General features: G+C 45.3%; 17 protein-coding genes and 1 riboswitch. All 17 genes read right to left on the reverse strand.

From position 1 onward, the window contains the following. Positions 1-47 precede the first annotated feature (47 nt). The 17 genes from spoVT to PQG66_RS24105 all read right to left on the reverse strand — a co-directional run bounded on the left by spoVT (position 48) and on the right by PQG66_RS24105 (position 18,453). A complete protein-coding gene (gene spoVT / locus PQG66_RS24025) occupies positions 48-590 on the reverse strand; it encodes a stage V sporulation protein T (protein WP_272040374.1) in 543 nt (180 codons plus the stop codon). Between the two features lie 263 nt (positions 591-853). Continuing rightward, positions 854-1,996 carry a peptidylprolyl isomerase gene (locus PQG66_RS24030; protein WP_272040375.1) on the reverse strand — a complete coding sequence of 381 codons (1,143 nt, stop codon included), beginning with the start codon at positions 1,994-1,996 and terminating at the stop codon, positions 854-856. Beyond that, positions 1,980-5,507 carry a transcription-repair coupling factor gene (gene mfd, locus PQG66_RS24035; RefSeq protein WP_272040376.1) on the reverse strand — a complete coding sequence of 1,176 codons (3,528 nt, stop codon included), beginning with the start codon at positions 5,505-5,507 and terminating at the stop codon, positions 1,980-1,982. The genes PQG66_RS24030 and mfd overlap by 17 nt, the downstream gene beginning before the upstream one ends. 330 nt (positions 5,508-5,837) lie before the next feature. Further along, positions 5,838-6,068, reverse strand: coding sequence for an anti-sigma-F factor Fin family protein (locus tag PQG66_RS24040; protein ID WP_272040377.1), 231 nt, complete (start codon positions 6,066-6,068; stop codon positions 5,838-5,840). A gap of 95 nt (positions 6,069-6,163) precedes the next feature. Further along, positions 6,164-6,724 carry an aminoacyl-tRNA hydrolase gene (gene pth / locus PQG66_RS24045; protein WP_272040378.1) on the reverse strand — a complete coding sequence of 187 codons (561 nt, stop codon included), beginning with the start codon at positions 6,722-6,724 and terminating at the stop codon, positions 6,164-6,166. A 424-nt stretch (positions 6,725-7,148) separates the two neighbouring features. Continuing rightward, positions 7,149-8,102, reverse strand: a complete 954-nt coding sequence (locus PQG66_RS24050; RefSeq protein WP_017691370.1) for a ribose-phosphate diphosphokinase — start codon at positions 8,100-8,102, stop codon at positions 7,149-7,151. A 97-nt stretch (positions 8,103-8,199) separates the two neighbouring features. Next, the gene (glmU, locus tag PQG66_RS24055) at positions 8,200-9,591 is read right to left on the reverse strand and encodes a bifunctional UDP-N-acetylglucosamine diphosphorylase/glucosamine-1-phosphate N-acetyltransferase GlmU (protein ID WP_442955174.1); all 1,392 of its coding nucleotides are present in this window, start codon (positions 9,589-9,591) and stop codon (positions 8,200-8,202) included. A 357-nt stretch (positions 9,592-9,948) separates the two neighbouring features. Continuing rightward, positions 9,949-10,233 carry a septation regulator SpoVG gene (gene spoVG, locus PQG66_RS24060; protein ID WP_017691372.1) on the reverse strand — a complete coding sequence of 95 codons (285 nt, stop codon included), beginning with the start codon at positions 10,231-10,233 and terminating at the stop codon, positions 9,949-9,951. A gap of 187 nt (positions 10,234-10,420) precedes the next feature. After that, positions 10,421-11,248 carry a pur operon repressor gene (gene purR, locus PQG66_RS24065; protein WP_272040382.1) on the reverse strand — a complete coding sequence of 276 codons (828 nt, stop codon included), beginning with the start codon at positions 11,246-11,248 and terminating at the stop codon, positions 10,421-10,423. A gap of 96 nt (positions 11,249-11,344) precedes the next feature. After that, positions 11,345-12,199 carry a 4-(cytidine 5'-diphospho)-2-C-methyl-D-erythritol kinase gene (gene ispE / locus PQG66_RS24070; protein WP_272040383.1) on the reverse strand — a complete coding sequence of 285 codons (855 nt, stop codon included), beginning with the start codon at positions 12,197-12,199 and terminating at the stop codon, positions 11,345-11,347. Positions 12,200-12,349: 150 nt separating this feature from the next. Continuing rightward, positions 12,350-12,526: a small, acid-soluble spore protein, alpha/beta type gene (locus PQG66_RS24075; protein WP_272040384.1), complete on the reverse strand. Its 177-nt coding sequence runs from the start codon at positions 12,524-12,526 to the stop codon at positions 12,350-12,352. A 205-nt stretch (positions 12,527-12,731) separates the two neighbouring features. Continuing rightward, positions 12,732-13,004, reverse strand: a complete 273-nt coding sequence (gene veg, locus PQG66_RS24080) for a biofilm formation stimulator Veg (RefSeq protein ID WP_272040385.1) — start codon at positions 13,002-13,004, stop codon at positions 12,732-12,734. Positions 13,005-13,177: 173 nt separating this feature from the next. After that, on the reverse strand, positions 13,178-14,074 hold the full coding sequence (gene yabG, locus PQG66_RS24085) for a sporulation peptidase YabG (protein WP_272040386.1): 897 nt from the start codon (positions 14,072-14,074) through the stop codon (positions 13,178-13,180). 58 nt (positions 14,075-14,132) lie between these two features. Beyond that, positions 14,133-15,035 (reverse strand): ribosomal RNA small subunit methyltransferase A, encoded by a 903-nt coding sequence (gene rsmA, locus PQG66_RS24090; RefSeq protein WP_442955172.1) that lies wholly within the window; start codon positions 15,033-15,035, stop codon positions 14,133-14,135. Between the two features lie 4 nt (positions 15,036-15,039). Further along, on the reverse strand, positions 15,040-15,585 hold the full coding sequence (gene rnmV, locus PQG66_RS24095) for a ribonuclease M5 (protein ID WP_272040387.1): 546 nt from the start codon (positions 15,583-15,585) through the stop codon (positions 15,040-15,042). A gap of 155 nt (positions 15,586-15,740) precedes the next feature. Continuing rightward, the gene (locus PQG66_RS24100) at positions 15,741-16,922 is read right to left on the reverse strand and encodes a 3D domain-containing protein (RefSeq protein ID WP_272040388.1); all 1,182 of its coding nucleotides are present in this window, start codon (positions 16,920-16,922) and stop codon (positions 15,741-15,743) included. A gap of 268 nt (positions 16,923-17,190) precedes the next feature. Next, a riboswitch (cyclic di-AMP (ydaO/yuaA leader) is annotated at positions 17,191-17,444 on the reverse strand. 241 nt (positions 17,445-17,685) lie between these two features. Further along, positions 17,686-18,453, reverse strand: a complete 768-nt coding sequence (locus PQG66_RS24105; protein WP_272040389.1) for a TatD family hydrolase — start codon at positions 18,451-18,453, stop codon at positions 17,686-17,688. Between the last annotated feature and the right edge of the window lie 288 nt (positions 18,454-18,741).

Genomic DNA, 18,741 nt, shown 5'->3' on the forward strand with positions numbered 1-18,741 from the left:
AAAAACTCCCGTCTGCCCGGTTCAGGCTAACAGGAGTCCGTCTGCTATTATTGTTCCATTTGTTTGCCGAGGAATCCCGCTGCCGTCTCAGCCATTTTGGTTTCCATCTGAGACATCTTCACGGAATCATCCTTATTGAACAGGATCACGGTTCCGATGGGATCACCACCAGCAATAATAGGTGCGATAACAAAAGAGGATAACGTCTCGTCATGATCTTTGCTAAGCTCATAAGTACCACTGGTTGCTTCCATAATCGTCTTACGATTTTCCATACAACTCTCCACAAGGCTGCCAACCTGCTTGTCCAAATATTCTTTCTTGGACCCGCCTGCCACCGTTATAATCGTGTCCCGATCTGAAATCATCGTCACGTGGCCTGTACTTTCATACAGGGATTCAGCATATTCTTTAGCAAAATCGCCAAGCTCACCAATGGGCGAATATTTTTTAAGAATGACCTCTCCATCCCGATCTACAAAGATTTCAAGTGGATCTCCCTCACGAATACGTAACGTACGACGGATTTCTTTTGGAATGACCACACGACCCAGGTCATCTATACGGCGGACAATACCAGTAGCTTTCATTTACATGTTGCCCCACTTTCTCGAGAAGATTTTTCAACTACTGTTCCTTAATGGGTAGAGGAAAGTCCCAGAACGTTTAGTGTGATTTCTTGACCATAGTATTCATCTGTTCCCATATCCTTATACATGTTTTGCAGAATATCGTTGATGAACTTATCCTAAAAAATAATCCTCTTCCATATGTTGCTCCATAAACGCAAAAACGAAGCAGCAGAAAGAACCGTAGTTCTCCCCGTGCTTCGTCAGACTTTTGAATCAAGTTATTACTTACTGCTTGTACCCTCTTCTGCATTTGCATCTTTGTCTGTTCCAGTTGTACCTTCATCTGTTTTCGTATCTGTACTGGAGTCAGCTTTAGTTTCATCGGTTTTCGTACCTTCAGTACCCGAACCCGTTGTACCCTCTGTTGTACCTTCCTCTTTCTTATCCGTCTTAGGAAGATTAATTTCTTTAATCAGCTTGTCCAGATCATTTTGCATAAAGGCATCGATTTCACCTGAAGCCAGCTGGCTTTTTAACGCGTCTTTCTGCTCTGCTGCCAATTTGGAGTAGTCTGCTTCTGTACGTGCTTCCACTTTCATCACGTGGTAGCCGTACTCTGTTTCAACCGGATCACTAATTTTGTTCAGTGGCAATGTTTTTGCCGCTTCCTTGAATGCTTCTACCCAAGTTCCAACTGGCGTATTTTCATAAAGTCCACCTTTGTCAGCAGACCCTGGATCTTCAGAGTACTTTTTGGCAATTTCAGCAAAGTCAGCTCCGCCGTCCAGTTTCGCTTTTACTTCTTTTGCAAGTTTCAAAGCATCTTCTTTCTTACGTTCTTTTTCTGTTTTAGGGTCTACAAAGTTGATCAGTACGTGACGTACAGATGCTGTTGTATACTGATCTTTATTTTTCTCATACTCTGCCTTCATGGCATCTTCTGTCACACCAGTTTCTTTATCTTTGATCACCGTCATGATGCGAGTCATGTAGTCTTTAATGTTTTGATCTGTGAGATTTTGTTTCTCCAGCATTTCCTTCCACTGGTCTTCCTTCACTTGAGCTTTCAAATTGTCAAATTGCTCTGCAGCTGTTTTAGCACCAGCCGTTTTTGCTTCTTCACTCGCCTTATCGCTCAGATACTTATAAGCAATTTCTTGCTTCAACAAAGTTTCTTTAATTTCATCCATTTCCATCAGCTCTGCATATTGAGGAGAGAGAAACTTCATGACACGTTGTTCCAGGTCGAATTCATTGGCTGTAATCGTACCACCCTCATAAGTAGCTACAACAGCACTGTTATCCTTGGACTCCGGCGCTTTGGTTTCTTCCTTCTTGCCACATGCGGCAAGCAAGGAGAGGGACAGTACTGCAACCAACCCTATGGACAGCACTTTTCCCACTTTTTTATACTTTGCTAACATCTTTAAGTTCCCCCTTTGATTTAAAAGCAGTCTTCATGGACTCCAGAAACTTTTCTACCAGTTCCATCAGTTGCTTATCCCCAAGACCCTTGCCTTTGACATGAATCAGCATATGGGGTCCTTGTTCAAATTGTACACGTCTTTCGAACTGATTTCCAATGTGTGCGATTTTCGAAAGCTCAAAGGCATGCTCTCGCCCTTCATAGAACTTCACCACAAGGTCATCGCCACGCTGCGTAATAGACTCAATTCCGTAAATCTTGCCATATACTTTAAGACGAGCTACCGCCATCAGATTCGTTACAGCCTCCGGCAGATCACCGAAACGGTCAACCAACTCGTCTTCGAGTTCCATCGCATCTTCGAAAGAGGCAATAACAGCTACCTTTTTATAGATCTCAATTTTTTGAATACTGTCGTAAATATAATCCGATGGCAAATAGGCATCGATACTAAGGTCAAGTGTTGTATTCCATTGGTCGGAAGGAACAGACTCTTCTCCAAGCATCGTGACCTTACGTTTGTTGATCTCCTCAGCGAGCATCTGCGAGTACAGATCGAATCCGACCGAAGCGATAAAGCCGTGCTGCTCTGCTCCGAGCAGGTTCCCCGCACCACGAATGGACAAGTCACGCATCGCAATTTTGAAGCCTGAACCCAGTTCGGTGAATTCCTTAATAGACTGTAGGCGCTTCTCGGCTACCTCTGTAAGCACTTTGTCCCGTTGGTATGTGAAATAAGCATAGGCAATTCGGTTAGACCGTCCTACCCGTCCACGAAGCTGATACAGCTGAGAAAGACCCATTTTATCCGCATCATGTACAATTAGTGTATTTACATTCGGAATGTCCACACCCGTCTCAATGATACTTGTGCTCACCAATACGTCATACTCTCCGTCCAGAAAGTCGAGGATTGTTTTCTCCAGCTCCGTTTCGGTCATCTGACCATGTCCTACACCAACTTTGGCTTCAGGTACCAGATCCGAAATTTCCGCAGCCATCTCCTGAATACCTTGCACCCGGTTGTAAAGATAATAGACCTGACCACCACGGGCCAGCTCGCGCTCAATCGCTTCCCGGACAAGGGCATGACTATGCTCCACCACATAGGTCTGAACCGGGAACCGATTCTCCGGCGGCGTCTCAATAACAGATAGATCACGTACACCTAGCATAGACATGTGTAATGTACGCGGAATTGGTGTTGCTGTAAGAGTTAACACGTCCACATTGGTTTTAAGTTTCTTTAACTTCTCCTTGTGTGTGACGCCAAAACGTTGTTCCTCATCCACAATCAGCAGTCCGAGGTCCTTAAATACCAAGTCCTGCGACAGCAAACGGTGCGTACCGATCACAATATCGACAGTACCCGATTTAATCCCTTTCGCCGTCTCATTCTGCTCCTTACGAGAGCGGAACCGACTAAGAACATGAATATTGAACGGATAACCGGAGAAGCGCTCACGGAACGTTTCATAGTGCTGTTGAGCCAAAATCGTTGTTGGAACAAGCACTGCCACCTGTTTCCCTTCAATTGCTGCTTTAAATGCAGCCCGAATGGCTACTTCAGTTTTACCGTATCCAACGTCTCCACATAATAAACGGTCCATTGGACGGTTTTGTTCCATATCCTTTTTAATTTCCTCAATTGCACGCATCTGATCTCGTGTCTCATCATAAGGGAACATATCCTCAAATTCCTGCTGTTCTGCTGAATCCTTGTCGAATCCATATCCTTTGGATGTCTGACGTTCTGCATATAGCTTGATCAGATCGTCGGCAATATCCTGAACAGAAGAACGGACTTTATTTTTTACCCGTGTCCATTCATTTCCACCCAGTTTGTATATTTTAGGCTCTTTCTCTTCAGATCCTACATACTTTTGGATCAGATCAATCTGTTCAATTGGAACAGATAACTTGTCGCCGCCTGCATACAGAATGTGCATGTAATCTTTGTGAATACCAGCGACTTCTAACGTTCCAATCCCGAGGTATTTACCAATCCCGTGATTCTGGTGAACGACATAATCGCCTACCTTCAGCTCGCTGTAGGATTTGATGCGTTCCGCATTGTCAATGTTCCGAATCGGCTTACGGGCTTTACGCTGCTTCTGTGAGAACATTTCTCCTTCGGTAACCACTGCCAGATGAATAGAAGGCATCTCGAATCCCGTCTGCAAATTACCATTCAGCAGCTCCGGCTCTGGAATGTCGTAATCCTGTAATACCCGACGCATCCGATTCATGCGCTCTTCACCGTTAGCTAACATCAACACCTTAACTCCGGCTTTCTGCCAGCGTTCCATCTCCGCCTTCAGCACGTTCATCTGCCCGTGGAAATCCTGCATCCCCCGGCTAATAAAGTTCAGAATGTTCTGCGGCTGGGTATGAGGGACCTGACGTAAAAAGATCGACATAAAGATCGTCTGGAATGGACGCTCATAGAGCAGTTCATCCCCATCGGCTGATAACGACAACTCGGGCAGGGTTTTACCATTTTGTATCAGGTGCAGATTCCATTCGGACTCATCCCGATCCAGCTGTTTCGACGTTTCGGACAGTCGCGCCGGCTCATCCAGCACCAGAATGGTATCTTCCGGCATATAGTCATAGATTGTTTTCTTTTCCGGGTACAGAGGGGAGATATATTTGTACATTTCCGAAAAATATACATGCTGGCGAAGCAGCTCGATCTCCCGATGCATCTCTTCCCGAAGCCGTAGCTTTGCCTGACGGTCTGTCATTTTCTCCAGTTGCTGTTCAAGCAGAAGTGCTGCTGTATCCGCTGCCTTCTCCATTCGCTCCCGATCAGCAATCAATTCTTTACATGGCAAAACCGTGATTTCCTCTATCCGCTCAATGGAACGCTGATCTGCAGGATCGAATGTGCGAATGGAATCAATTTCGTCGTCAAATAACTCCACCCGATACGCAATCGATGAAGTCATTGGATAGAAGTCAATAATACCTCCACGTACACTCATCTGTCCGCGAGATTCAACGCGCTCCACACGTTCATAGCCGAGTGTCACCATCTCCAGCAGGAATGAATCCAACTGAAGTGTGTTACCTTGCTTGATCTGAATCTGTGCATTAGCCATCACTTCCGGAACTGGAACATAACGTCTCACCCCGGAAAAAGGAATAACAACAATGCCCCTGAACCCTTGGGCACAACGGACCAAAACCTCTATACGCTGAGCAAGCGTCTCTGGACTGGATACAGCTGCCTCGGCCGCGACAAGTTCGTTAGCTGGGTAGATTAACACCTGATCTGTTGAAAGCGCTTCCTGTAAATCCTCTGCCATCTTTTGTGCGGAAAACATATTATGAGTTACAACGAGTAGTGGACGATCCATCTCCTGATGGAGTGCAGCCAGCATAATCTGGCGAGCTGAGCCAGATAGACCGGAGACTAATTGCTCCTTCATGCCGGACTTGACTCCAGCCGTAATGGATCCAAAGTCCGGATCTTTAGAAAAAGCCTGTATGAGTGCTTGTAACAAAAGGGGCACCTCTCTTATAACTTTCTTGATTATTGCATTATGTGCAACATCTTTATAGTTTTTTAAATTTTTAAAAATGGATACTTATTCCTTTTTCTCCTGTTTCATCATAAAGGATTACTCGTAACATTACCACATCTGTTCATACTACTTTACCCTGAATTTAACCGAGTTACGAACCATCTTGATTTCGTACCAACTGAAAAGAAGCCTCAGCAGGCTGCCAAGGCTATAAAAGGAAGACTGCTGTAACTGCGGTCTTCCTCATCTGTCCATTTTTCAATGTTCATCCATACGTACAATTGCTAATTAGTCATCGGCTTCTGTTGTCTACTGAAGCGGACTCGCAAGCAGACTCAGCTCAGGATTGTTTTCCAACGCTTCTTTACAATAATCACATGTAATCCGAACAGTAATATCACCACCCGAATTATACGCTATTATATCCCTCCGCTCGTCGGGGGTCAAGAAATGAAACCCGAGCTGTGCTTCTGTAATTTTAGCCGAATCGATTCGTCCAATAAAGGTACGGCAATGCCGACATACATAATTCACTGACATAGTTATGCCTCCTGAACATGGTTTATACATCCAGTATGCCCAGGTTGTCCGAATCGAAGCCCTGCATTTGATCATTTTTCCATTCGTTCAAGCAATTAGCCGTTGAACTTGGCCATCGTTTGCTCGAATGTATTCGTTAAACTAAACTCTAGGGCATCACAGGTTTGCTCGATTGTCTGCTCCAGTGCCTCTTTTTCTTTCTTCATAAATGTCGATAAGACATAGTCCACAATGGCATGGCCAGGATCAGGACGGGATATGCCCATACGAATCCTGTTAAACTGCTGTGTACCCGTGTGCTGAATAATCGACTTGATTCCATTATGTCCACCAGCACTGCCTTGATACCGTAACCGAACCTTGCCAATCTCTGTGTCCATATCGTCATATACCACAATGAGATCTTCTAGACTTACCTTGTAAAAATCCATGTAGGCCCTGACGGATTCACCAGAAAGGTTCATAAATGTCATTGGTTTAATTAGTACCGTTTTGACACCGCCAATATTGCCCTCTCCAATCAGTGCTTTACACTTATTCTGCGTGATTGAAATATTATGGCGTTCTGCGAATCGATCAAGGGCCATAAAACCGATATTATGCCTGGTTTTGGCATAGTTCGAGCCTGGGTTCCCAAGTCCGACAATCCACTTCATCTTGTTCCCTCCTTGGGGTCAGCTTCAGGTGAGGCATAGACTTCGAATGTTATATTTCATATAATATCAGGAAAGTACGTATCGAACATTTATCATCTCAGGAAGGTGAGCGGGTTTTGCGCGAAGATAACGGACAACTGACTCAACATAGTGACTTTATTTATCATCTAGAACATCACGTGCCTGTACAGGTATACGACCGGAACACCCATATTGAGATTGGTCTGGTCACCCGTTTTGATAGTCAATTTGTTGAAATAGCTGATACGCTATTTCACAGACGCCGCTTTCGCTTTATTTCTCGCCCGGGATATTAATTGCGTCAGCACTCTTTTTTATCCTATTAAAAACGGCACGCCGACAGGGGTTACATTTTCCGGTCTAACCGGAAGACGTAACCCCTCTACTATTTTATGCAGACGTCCTATTCAATTTCAAATAGCTTGCTGATGGACAATTCCTCATGAACCCGGATGATTGCTTCTCCAAGCAACGGTGCTACAGATAGCACTTTAAGCTTGCTTGTTGGATTTGCATGTGTAATTGGAATCGTATCCGTTACGATGACTTCCTTCAGTGGTGCATTCTCCAGACGCTCCATTGCAGGTCCAGATAATACAGGGTGGGTACAGCATGCGTATACTTCCTTCACGCCGCCTTCCATCAAAGCATTCGCTCCCAATACAATCGTTCCAGCTGTATCAATAATGTCGTCAATGAGTATTGCTGTTTTGCCTTCGATGTTACCAATAATATTCATGACTTCACTCACATTTGGCTCAGGACGACGTTTGTCGATAATTGCGAGCGGTGCATTCAGGAAGTCAGCCAGTTTACGTGCACGAACCACACCACCGTGGTCAGGTGACACGACAACCGGATTTTCAATCTGCTTAGAGCGGAAATATTGAGCCAGAATTGGCACACCGAGCAGATGATCCACTGGAATGTCAAAGAATCCTTGAATCTGCATTGCGTGCAGATCCATTGCAATCACGCGGGTTGCGCCCGCTTTTTCAATCAAGTTAGCAACCAGTTTAGCCGTAATTGGATCACGGGAACGTGCTTTGCGGTCTTGACGTGCATAACCATAATACGGGATAACTACGTTAATCGTTTTGGCTGATGCACGTTTCAATGCATCAATCATCACGAGCATTTCCATCAGGTTGTCATTAACCGGCAAGCAAGTTGACTGTACGATATACACGTGACAGCCACGAACACTCTCGGAGAGTTTCACTTGAATCTCGCCATCACTAAAGCTGGTTGTGTGGGATTCACCCATGGGAATCCCGATATAATCAGCAATTTGATGGGCAAGCTTGGGGTTAGAATTGCAAGTAAATATTTTTAATTTCGAGTCAAAATACGTCATAAAATAAAAACCCTCCGTGCTGGTTCATTGGAATCTATAAGCGTCTGCGACATGTCGGCACCTCCCATGCGTGGGAGGCAATTCATTATCATAACCCTTATTCAGGCTTAGCGTTTTGTTTCTTAGCTTTGGCACGACCGCGGATTTTCTCCGCGTAACCGGCTTTGTTCTCTTGGCGCGAACGGGCAATAGCCAGATCGTTCTCAGGAACAGATTGTGTAACGGTGGAGCCTGCAACAACATATGCGCCTTTTCCAACCGTGATCGGTGCGATCAAATTAACGTTGCTACCCACAAAGGCATCATCTTCAATGATGGTTACAGCCTTATTATAACCATCATAATTAACCGTTATTGCTCCGCATCCAACATTTACGTTCTTACCTACTTGTGCATCCCCGATATAACTGAGGTGTGACACTTTGGAGCCTTCATCAATTGTAGCATTTTTTACTTCGACAAAATCACCGATTTTTACGTTTCGGCCCAATTTGGCCCCTGGACGCAGATTGGCAAACGGACCTACAGTAGCATCAGGGCCAACTTCTGCTTCGGACAGGACCGAATGTTTAATAACGGCACCATCTTGTATTATACTATCTTCAATATCCGTATGTGGACCGATATGACATGATTCACCAATAGATGTAGTGCCTTTAAGAACGGTTCCCGGATACAATACAGTATCTGCTCCAATCGTAACATCTGCTCCGATATATGTCGATGATGGATCAATGATGGTTACACCATTCAACATATGACGCATAGCCAGACGTTCACGCATGTAAGCCTCTGCTTGAGAGAGAGCAATTCTATCATTAACTCCGATGGATTCCGCGATATCATCAGACATATAAGCCTCTACCACTTCACCTTCGCTTTTGAAAATGCCCACAACGTCTGTCAGATAATATTCACCCTGTGCATTCTGGTTAGTTACCTTATCCAGTGCTGCAAACAGTTTTGCATTATCAAAGCAATACGTGCCTGTGTTAATTTCTTTTACAGCATCTTCCTGAGGTGAGCAATCCTTCTGCTCTACGATCCGTTGGACAGAACCGTCTTCGCCACGAATGACACGTCCGTATCCTTTAGGTTGTTCCAGTTCAGCCGTAAGCACTGTTGCAGCGGCTCCACGCTCCTCGTGCAGCTTCATCAAACCTTCCAGCGTTTCGCTTGTAACGAGAGGTGTATCCCCACAAACTACAATGGTTGACCCGTTCTCACCGCCAAGCAGGGACTTCACCTGTTTCACGGCATGTCCTGTACCAAGCTGCTCCGCCTGAAGGGCGTATTCTGCTCTCGAACCTAAAAATGACTGCACCGCTTCGGCCCCGTGACCAACAACAACTACGCTTCGTTCAACTCCTGCTTGAAGAGCTGCATCCAGCACATGTCCGACCATCGGTTTACCGCATACGGGATGCAGCACTTTGTACAATTTGGATTTCATTCTTTTACCTTGCCCTGCGGCAAGAACAATTGCCATGCGTTTCAAAATTAACGACCTCCTGTTCTGAAAAACTCATTGAACATCCACAAATCCATCTCCAATGAGTATCGTTCAGCCGGCTCCATTGCCGGTCTTGTTCATCGCTTTTGCTGTCTCTGTAACCACGCGAAACAACGTAGTGCCGAGTAATTCGTGACTACATATATGACGCCGTGTACCTGTGAGCTTAACTGAATCCCAACGATTCCTAAGATGCCGCTCTGCAACCGAACGAAGAATAGGCTCCGGTTCTCTTTTTGAATAAACTCAATACTGAATATATCTTATTCCGCTCAAAAAGAAAAGAGAGCCATAAGACATGGCTCTCTTTTCCTTCGAACCCCAATAATGTTCTCAGGCACCTTCTTCAATGACTTCTTCCTCAGTAGCTGCACGGTCATATTCAGTTAATACTGCTGCCTGAATCTTCTCACGCGTACCAGAAGAGATCGGGTGGGCGATATCACGGAACTCTCCGTCAGGAGTCCGCTTGCTCGGCATTGCAACAAACATTCCGTTGTTACCATCGATGACACGAATGTCATGAACGACGAATTCGTTATCGATGGTAATGGATGCGATAGCCTTCATTCTCCCTTCCGAGTTAACGCGGCGGAGTCTGACATCCGTAATTTGCATGTGTGTGTTCACCACCTTTTTCCATAAGAACTTGGTGTATAATTCCACACAGCCTACACGAACTCCTTCTTTTATAACCATAAAAATGTCCTAATTTAAGGAATTTTTTTATTTAATACACAATTCGACAACGTTAGTGCCAGGATGATGGAAAAGAACTTTTCCCGACATGCCATTCGTCATTATTCTACATGTTAAAATAGTTACCCGGCGAGACCGAAATGTGCCTACTCTTTGCATCAACTGCTGTCAGCTTCGCAAGTGATACATAATCGGTGAGCAAACGTTCTTCCGAATCTACAGATCCGGATTCCACCAATACACCAACGCCAGCGACTGTCGCATTAAACTCTGCAAGTAGATCAATCATCCCTTGAACTGTACCCCCGGCTTTCATGAAATCATCCACAATAAGTACACGGGAATGTTCTTTCATCGCTCGGCGAGATAGGGACATAGTATGCAGACTTTTGTGGGAACCCGATACATAATTAATACTTACGGCCGATCCTTCCGTAGCCTGATGGTCCCTGCGTACCAGCACAACGGGCAGGTTAAGCTGGGCTCCAGTCGCATAAGCGAGCGGGATTCCCTTGGTTTCTACTGTCATGACCACATCAATATTCATATTGCTAAAAGCCGTTGCAAAGATTTTACCCGCTTCATTCATCAAAGCTGGCTGTCCAAGAAGATCTGACATGTATAGATATCCCCCTGGCAAAATCCGGTCAGGCTGTGCAAGCTGGGTCGACAGACGCTCAGCAAAAGCAAGGGCATGTTCTTCCGATACCTTCGGAATCCATTTCACTCCACCAGCAGCGCCTGCAAGTGTATGCAGTTCTCCTGACCCACCTTCCTCGAACACTTCCTTGATAATGGCCAGATCCTCACTGATCGACGACTTGGCAGCACCATAACGTTCGGCAAATGTGGTGAGCGGAATAACCGTATGTGGTTTGGACAACAAGTATTGCGTCATTTCAACCAGCCTTGCGCTTCGTTTTAACTTCTTCACAGAGATCCATCCTCACGATCACGGAAACATCCAAATCCGAATAATTATTTAAAAATATATCACCTTTATACGTGTTTGTACATTATAAAAGTAAATTTACGTTAACAATCGCACAGCATAGACTTCTTTGCAGAATCCCCGAAGTCCATTATAGATCCGTGCCACCTTGGCTTCTTTGGATACTAATCCAAAGACAGTCGGGCCACTTCCCGACATCAGCACTCCGTCTGCACCAAGGCGTATCATGGCCTCCTTGAGATGCTGAACTTCCGGATACAGCTTCAAGGTTACATCCTCCAGCACATTGCCCATCTGATTGCAGACTTCTGTAAAGGATTGACTACGGATAGCCTGTTCCATTCTGGCTGCGCTTGGATGACGAACAATCTTCTCACTTCGGAAACGTCCATACACATCGGCAGTAGACACATTGATTGGTGGTTTGGCCAAAATAACCCAACATTGCGGTGGGTTAGGAATCGGAGTTAATTTCTCTCCCCGTCCTGTTGCAAGTGCCGTTCCCCCTGTAATACAGAACGGGACATCCGACCCTAGCTCGGCACCCAATTCCTGCAATTCCTGATCCGGTATATTAAGCCGCCATAGACGGTTCAGTCCACGCAGCGTTGCAGCCGCATCACTGCTCCCCCCAGCAAGACCAGCAGCAACAGGAATTTTTTTGTCTAGATGGATATGAACTCCCGTGCGTACATTGTAACGTTCCTTAATCAATCTCGCCGCTTGAAACGCCAGATTCTTCTCATCTAGCGGAATGTAGCCCGCTTGGCTGGAGATGACAATCGTATCTCGTGGCAATTCCGACATCTCTAGGCGATCTGCCAGATCCACCATCGTCATGATCATTTCAACTTCATGAAATCCATCACTTCTTTTATGTAGGACATCCAACATTAAATTAATTTTAGCAGGCGCTTTTTCGTAAATTTTCAAGACGTTCACCCGTCCTCACCTTTTCCCTAAGACAACTTAACATATTATATCAAAATGGGGCTGTCAAGTCATTTGTATTCCGTATCCATGGGGAAAAAGCGGGGGCGAATTTTGAAAAATGCCCCGCTCTCCATTCTGGTTAAACTTAAATTAGGATTTACGCGCTGCCTCTTCTGCCATTTGAATTGCCCTTTTCACCATGTTCCCGGCATCTTTGGCCTTAATTCCGCCCCATCCCTCCTGCTGAACGGTATCATAGAAGCCAAGATCCTTTGCCAGCTCATACTTCAGTTCCTCGGACATGACGCTTCTCCTTCTGCGACTCATAAGTCATCCTCCTCTAAATCTTAATCAAGACACAATGAGTTCCGGCAGTTCGACTGTATGAATCAGGCTCTGGGCCGCTGTACCCTATAACTGAGCGGTGATCCTAGACCTGTTCCGTTAGTATGCCGTGACTACTTCGGCGTCATTCCTGACAAATATAAAAAAGACGATTCACCCAAAGGGTAAATCGCCCGTAAACCAATGCTTACGTCTCCATATAGGAGCTTGTCTCACTGTTTGGGTCAAAGACCATAACTTCTACAGACTCCGTAAGTATATCCGCATAGCTGTATGATACTCGCTTGAAGGTTTCTTGTTCCTCATCAAGCTTAACAATAAAAACAGAAGGGTACGTTTCTTCCAATACACCCGTACGCTCAATCGTCTTACGGCGGCCACCATTAGCCCGCAGCGTAATTTTCTGACCAATATGTGCATCAAGATTGCGTTTGATATCCAACAGCGTATTTTTAGCCATTAGGGACGTCCACCTCTTTTCTTGTTCATTATACTGTATTTTACAGCCCATGTCAAATTAAAACTAAATATTATATCAGCACTAAAAAGTCGTTGTCAATTATTTTTTTTGCAAATAAAAAAAGTCCTTTTTCAGGACTTTTCTGAATTAAATGTAACGACCATTACCGCTCATTATATTGCTGACGGATTCACTTTTAGTGTAGATAAATCATTGAGCCCGGGTAACCCTACACGATAGCTCCCCTTGGTTTCCACACCACCTACACCTTGGATACCACTGATCGTGTTATGAAGTACATCATTCATGTTTACTGTATCTCGAACCGAAGTAAACGAAGCCTTAGCAGCCACGTAGACCGGATCTAGCGCATGGATGAGGATTCTACCTGGGGAACTCGCAAAGTTGGCACCAGCACGCAACAATGCCTCAAAGTGCGACTGGCATGCTCCCGCAATAATCGTGAGTGCGTCAAGATGACGCTCGTATTGTCTCGCTACCTGAATTGCCGATACAAAGTTCTGTGAGTTTTTGTAGCTCCCCAGACTGTACAAATCATAGGGCTGGCGTGTCTTTAGCACACCGTCATGACCGGTAATCACAACGATATCAGGACGAACTTTGGGCAGTAGGCGGTATAACGTATCGGCCATGGCTGATTCATGCACATACTGTCCTTCTGCAGGAACGCGCAGCTGCTCATACAGGTTCATACTTTTTTTCAGGTAATTCGGGTCACCATCCAGATGTAGCACCTTGCCAGGCATTTCAAAATAAGCTGGCTCCTGTTGTGTAGCCCATTCCTGTATCAGACCTTCCCGATAACGCTCAGCCTGCTCCATTCGGTTCTGCTGTAACCGGGATAGAGTCTGATGAGCTTTGACATACGCCTGACGGGTCTTTGCGTTCTGTGGTTCGTAAGGAACCTGTATCAAATCGTCCACCGGGGAGTCTGCCAAGAGCCGGAACTCGGTCCCTTTAATGACCGCAGCATCGGACTGGAGTCCTTCTACCCGGAAAGTCACATCGCCTCCGTATGACTTCCGGACGACCAAGTCTCCGATATTCATCACCATTATCACCTCTACCCCATCGTATGGGCAGAGACCCGGATTGGTTCATTGAAAATTATAGCCCTCCGCGAACTCCAGCTTCCCACATCACTGTGCTGAGAGTTGCATACTCCTGCAGACTTAATGTTTCACCGCGCCTTGAAGGCTGGATACCTGCCTGCTCTAGCAGCAGGTCGGCCTGTTCTCTATTCTCCTTCGTGAAGAAGCGAGCCTTGAGGTTGTTTGAGATTGTTTTTCTCCGCTGGGCAAAAGAAGCCTGTACGACCTCGAAATAGTGTTCTTCGCTTGGAACCTGCACAGGAGGTTGCTCTCGCACCTTCAGCTTGATTACAGCCGATTCTACATTCGGCTGTGGAATAAATACTGTAGGCGGCACCACACAGACCAGTTCCGGCATACTGTAGTACTGCACAGCAATGCTTAAACTGCCATAATCCTTGGAGCCTGGTGTAGCTGCCATGCGCTCAGCCACTTCCTTCTGTATCATCACCACGATGCTATCTACCGGCAGTTTCTCTTCCAGCAGCTTCATCATGATTGGTGTCGTTACATAATAGGGCAGATTCGCTACAACACTGACTTTATTAACCGAAGCAAAGTCTGTGGCAAAAAGCTCCGCCAGATCCAGCTTAAGCACATCTCCGTGATGCACGCGTACGTTTGGATATGGCTCCATCATCTCTCCAAGAATCGGTAGCAGGCGCTGGTCAATCTCGACGGCTGTAACAGGTCCTGCTACACGGGCCAGACGTTCCGTAAGGGCCCCAATTCCCGGGCCAATCTCCAGCGCCCCCTTGGATTCATCCAGATCGGCTGCACCAACTATTTTGTTCAATATGTTTTGATCAATCAGAAAATTCTGACCCAGACTTTTCTTAAAGGAGAATCCATGCTTTTGAATAATTTCTTTAGTACGCTTCGGTGTTGCTATTTCAATGGTTTGCTCCATATCCTTCATATACTCACATTCCTTCACGTTCAATTTGCGCTAATGCAGCGGAGAACTCTTCTCTGGTAATCTGGAATACACTGAGCCGTTTGTGGAATTGCTTCCCGTTACAATAACCTATTCCCAGCAGATTGCCCATCTCCATGCGGCGTGCAGCCGCCTGTGGGTGTACAATCAGACCTGCCTCGATCAGATCCTCCCAATCAATGAGGCTAGGTGCACCTTCATAGGAGGTGTGTACACGAGCTAATGCATGACGGATGGCTTCTGGCGAAGCATTCTCAACCCCGATATCTCCTTTGCGCGTTGCATCTGCCTCTGGGATAAAAGCATGCTTGCAACCAGGGATCTTGTTGGCAATGATTTTACGAATACGCTCTCCCGCATGATCCGGGTCAGTCAATATGATGACACCACGTCGCTCCTGGGCGAGCGCAATACGTTTCAGTATACGCTGATTAATAGCAGAACCTCCCGTTTCAATGGTGTCTGCCTCAACTGCTCTGCGAATCGCTACTGTGTCATCTCGACCCTCTACAACGATAACTTCTTTTATCATGTTCCATTACTTCCTTTCTAACGCAAAAAGAAGAGGAATATCCTCTTCTCAGCCAAACGGCGGAGGAGACTGAATTCAGACCCCTCCGCCGCATATTCCGCATGAATCCATCATGCATTTATTTTATAGCATTCCCAATTCAAAGTAAAACGATTTTAGTTCGCTTCAGGCTTCACCGGACCGATGACATAGACCGTTTTTCCTTTTTTACGTCCAAAATTCAGGGCATGCTTCACACTATCAAAATAAACGTCGATTTTATTACCTTTGATCGCACCACCTGTATCTTCTGCGCGACGGAATCCGAGGCCTTCGATGTATACCCACCAGCCGATTGGAATGACCTTGGGATCAACCGCAATGGTGCGCCCTTCCGTTACACGAGTACCAGATGCTGTTTTTGTACCAATACCCGGCTCTTCAGAAGAGTAGGCTGTCATGGATACATTTTTTAGAACTTTCGAATATTTAAAAGAAGTCCCAGAGACGGTAATCACTTTGCTGCCCGAGGCAGATGTTTTCGTCGAGTTCGTTGTTGTTGCTTTGCTGCTTGAGGTTTTGGCCGATACCAATTGAACCTCTGGTTCTTTCTCTACGGGTTTGGCTTTTGTACCAACCGCGATAACCTTATCTACACGATTATTCGCAATCGTTTTGCCCACCATTTTTTTGGAGACAAGTTCTCCATCCTGAAACACCTTTTCAATATGCTGAACAAGTGTGCCTTCTTTACCGTTTACGACAACACGGTTATCCCCTTTGAACAAACTAGGATCAGCCGTTTTAATAACTTTGTAAGCAATCGGTTGTTTCACATCGACTGTACGCTTTGTTACACGCACTATACGAATCTTCATGTCCGCTTTAATCGCAGTTTCGAGCGCTGGAAACACTTTATCTTGATTTGCAACTTCAATGCCTGATTGCTGAATTACATCTTGTACCGATGAATCGGTTGTATACAGAGTCTTGGTGTCTCCGTCTGCCGTAATGTTAACTGGAACGGCCCGCTCAATAACGATTCGGTCTCCATCTGCAATGGCCCCATTCATGGGCATGGATACCTTGTCGTGAGGGCTGACTGTGATTGACTGCTCCTCCAACATTTCCTGAAGCATTCCTGTACGAGTCTCTACCACTTGAGCTTTGCCGTCAATAACCAGTGAAATCTGCTTCCCGGCCTGACCGTAAACGACTAACAAGATCATGATTGCAAGTGCAATTGAGAATATCGCGATCAATGCCATTTGACGCAAGTTCTCATGCTTCCACCGTAACGCGAAAGACTTACTGGATGATCGTGACTCATGGGTCTCTTCTGGTTGGAATGTGCCCACTTCTCCGTCCTCCTTCATAGCCTCGCCGTCTAAAGTAATGCATGATGTTTTTGACGCGACTATACCAAATTTTCTACAGAACATGGATCAGAGGTAATGACCCGTTCTGCACCATGAACCCCTCTTCGTAACATGATGTCATCCTCCTGAATACTTACCGTATGATGACAATATTTCTTTTATTCAAAACAAAAAAAGCCAAAGAAAGAGTGTTAGAGACCCTTTCGTGGCTTCCGAATGATTTGAATTTCGGAAATTCATGCACGAGGTTGCCTCTCTTTTTCCGCTTGCGAGGTTAGCTGTCGGGTTCGGGCGAAAGAGAGCCGCCCTATCTTAGGTCACCCGCTCATGGCGGATACCCTTGAATTCACCCCGAGACCCAAAGAAGAAATCAAATACGGCTTCGCAGAACGATCCACTGCTTTTGGGTCAGTGAACGATGCGCACCGGCTGCAATCACCGGTGTTTAAGCCCTATTGGTTCCCCCGCTCTCCGTTAACAGAGATTCAGCGAGATTGATTCATGAAAGTAATGTTGTCTTATCGGAAAGTGTCCCTTTGTTCATCCCCCGAACATCTGTCCAATTTTCCGCACAACAATTCACTGAAAAGATGATATCCTGTTTTGATGCATGTTGTAAAGCATGGATCAAGTACGTTTTTCTAAATATTTGGTTAAAATATTGTAATATTCTTTAATTATTTGAATCAAAGAGCAAATTACCTCTCTTTAACTCCCTTTTTCACCTGATTTACTCGTTTTCTTATCGTATCCCAAATCGTTCCATGGCATTTTTGGTTGTAATTGCAGCTATTTCCTCTACCGAAATGCCTTTTATTTCCGCTGCTGCTTCTGCTACCAGACGTACATGCGCTGTTTCATTTCGTTTTCCGCGAAATGGATGAGGTGTCAGATAAGGTGAGTCGGTTTCAATGAAAAAACGGTCCATGGGAACCTTGGCAAGTACCTCTTTTGGCTGCTTCGCATTTTTGAAAGTGATCGGGCCTCCAAAAGAGAGATGGAACCCTAAATCCAGACACATCTTTGCCGTTTCCCAGCTCCCCGAAAAGGAATGCATCACACCGCCAACCTCGCCAGCCTTTTCTTCACGCAAAATACGTACTATATCTTCATGTGCATCCCGATTATGGATGACAATTGGCATACCTAGTTCACGCGCCAATGCAATTTGTTGTCGTAATACGCGGTGCTGTACCTCCTTAGGTGAAGTATCCCAATGATAGTCCAGACCAATTTCACCGATTGCTACTACCTTTTCATGTTTGCACAATGACGCAATCCATTCCAGATCCCCCTCCTGCATGGTGATCGCGTCCACTGGATGCCATCCAACGGCTGCATAGATAAAGTCATATGTTTCAGCCAATTTCATCGTCGTTGGTATGGTCTCTCGATTAAAGCCTATGTTAATCATGCGAGTAACGCCGGAATCTACCGCGCGTTGGATAACGTCTTCTCGATCTTCGTCGAATTGTGGTGCATCAAGATGTGTATGGGTATCAAATAACATTGTCTATGTTTCTCCCTTCATGTCGAAAGACAAATACGTATTTTTATGCGTTGAAATTTCGTTTTTTTATGAGTAGTTCATTTTTTTGCATCATCAATGGGGTGGAACAATCAAAAATTTTGTAAATTTATTTTTGATACTCAAACTACTATATATAGAAGGAAAACAAAAAATTAGAGCAAGGTATAGCGTATATAGAGTGTAGAATTGTATATTTCCCTACGTGAATTACAAAATTATGTCGATCTACCCTTACTCCCCATTAAAGCAGATTAATGTATCATGTTT

Origin of the sequence: Paenibacillus sp. JJ-100, from assembly GCF_948329825.1 — a bacterium.
Classification (GTDB): Bacteria; Bacillota; Bacilli; order Paenibacillales; family Paenibacillaceae; genus Paenibacillus.

What these genes read in the sequence shown, in the direction of transcription:
- yabG (WP_272040386.1), bottom strand. Translation starts at nt 14,074, where the DNA reads ATGAATATCGGAGACTTGGTCGTCCGGAAGTCATACGGAGGCGATGTG.
- veg (WP_272040385.1), bottom strand. Translation starts at nt 13,004, where the DNA reads ATGGCTAAAAATACGCTGTTGGATATCAAACGCAATCTTGATGCACAT.
- pth (WP_272040378.1), bottom strand. Translation starts at nt 6,724, where the DNA reads ATGAAGTGGATTGTCGGACTTGGGAACCCAGGCTCGAACTATGCCAAA.
- spoVT (WP_272040374.1), bottom strand. Translation starts at nt 590, where the DNA reads ATGAAAGCTACTGGTATTGTCCGCCGTATAGATGACCTGGGTCGTGTG.
- PQG66_RS24030 (WP_272040375.1), bottom strand. Translation starts at nt 1,996, where the DNA reads ATGTTAGCAAAGTATAAAAAAGTGGGAAAAGTGCTGTCCATAGGGTTG.
- glmU (WP_442955174.1), bottom strand. Translation starts at nt 9,591, where the DNA reads ATGGCAATTGTTCTTGCCGCAGGGCAAGGTAAAAGAATGAAATCCAAA.
- PQG66_RS24105 (WP_272040389.1), bottom strand. Translation starts at nt 18,453, where the DNA reads ATGTTATTTGATACCCATACACATCTTGATGCACCACAATTCGACGAA.
- PQG66_RS24040 (WP_272040377.1), bottom strand. Translation starts at nt 6,068, where the DNA reads ATGTCAGTGAATTATGTATGTCGGCATTGCCGTACCTTTATTGGACGA.
- PQG66_RS24050 (WP_017691370.1), bottom strand. Translation starts at nt 8,102, where the DNA reads ATGACGTATTTTGACTCGAAATTAAAAATATTTACTTGCAATTCTAAC.
- rsmA (WP_442955172.1), bottom strand. Translation starts at nt 15,035, where the DNA reads ATGAAGGATATGGAGCAAACCATTGAAATAGCAACACCGAAGCGTACT.
- PQG66_RS24075 (WP_272040384.1), bottom strand. Translation starts at nt 12,526, where the DNA reads ATGAGTCGCAGAAGGAGAAGCGTCATGTCCGAGGAACTGAAGTATGAG.
- spoVG (WP_017691372.1), bottom strand. Translation starts at nt 10,233, where the DNA reads ATGCAAATTACGGATGTCAGACTCCGCCGCGTTAACTCGGAAGGGAGA.
- rnmV (WP_272040387.1), bottom strand. Translation starts at nt 15,585, where the DNA reads ATGATAAAAGAAGTTATCGTTGTAGAGGGTCGAGATGACACAGTAGCG.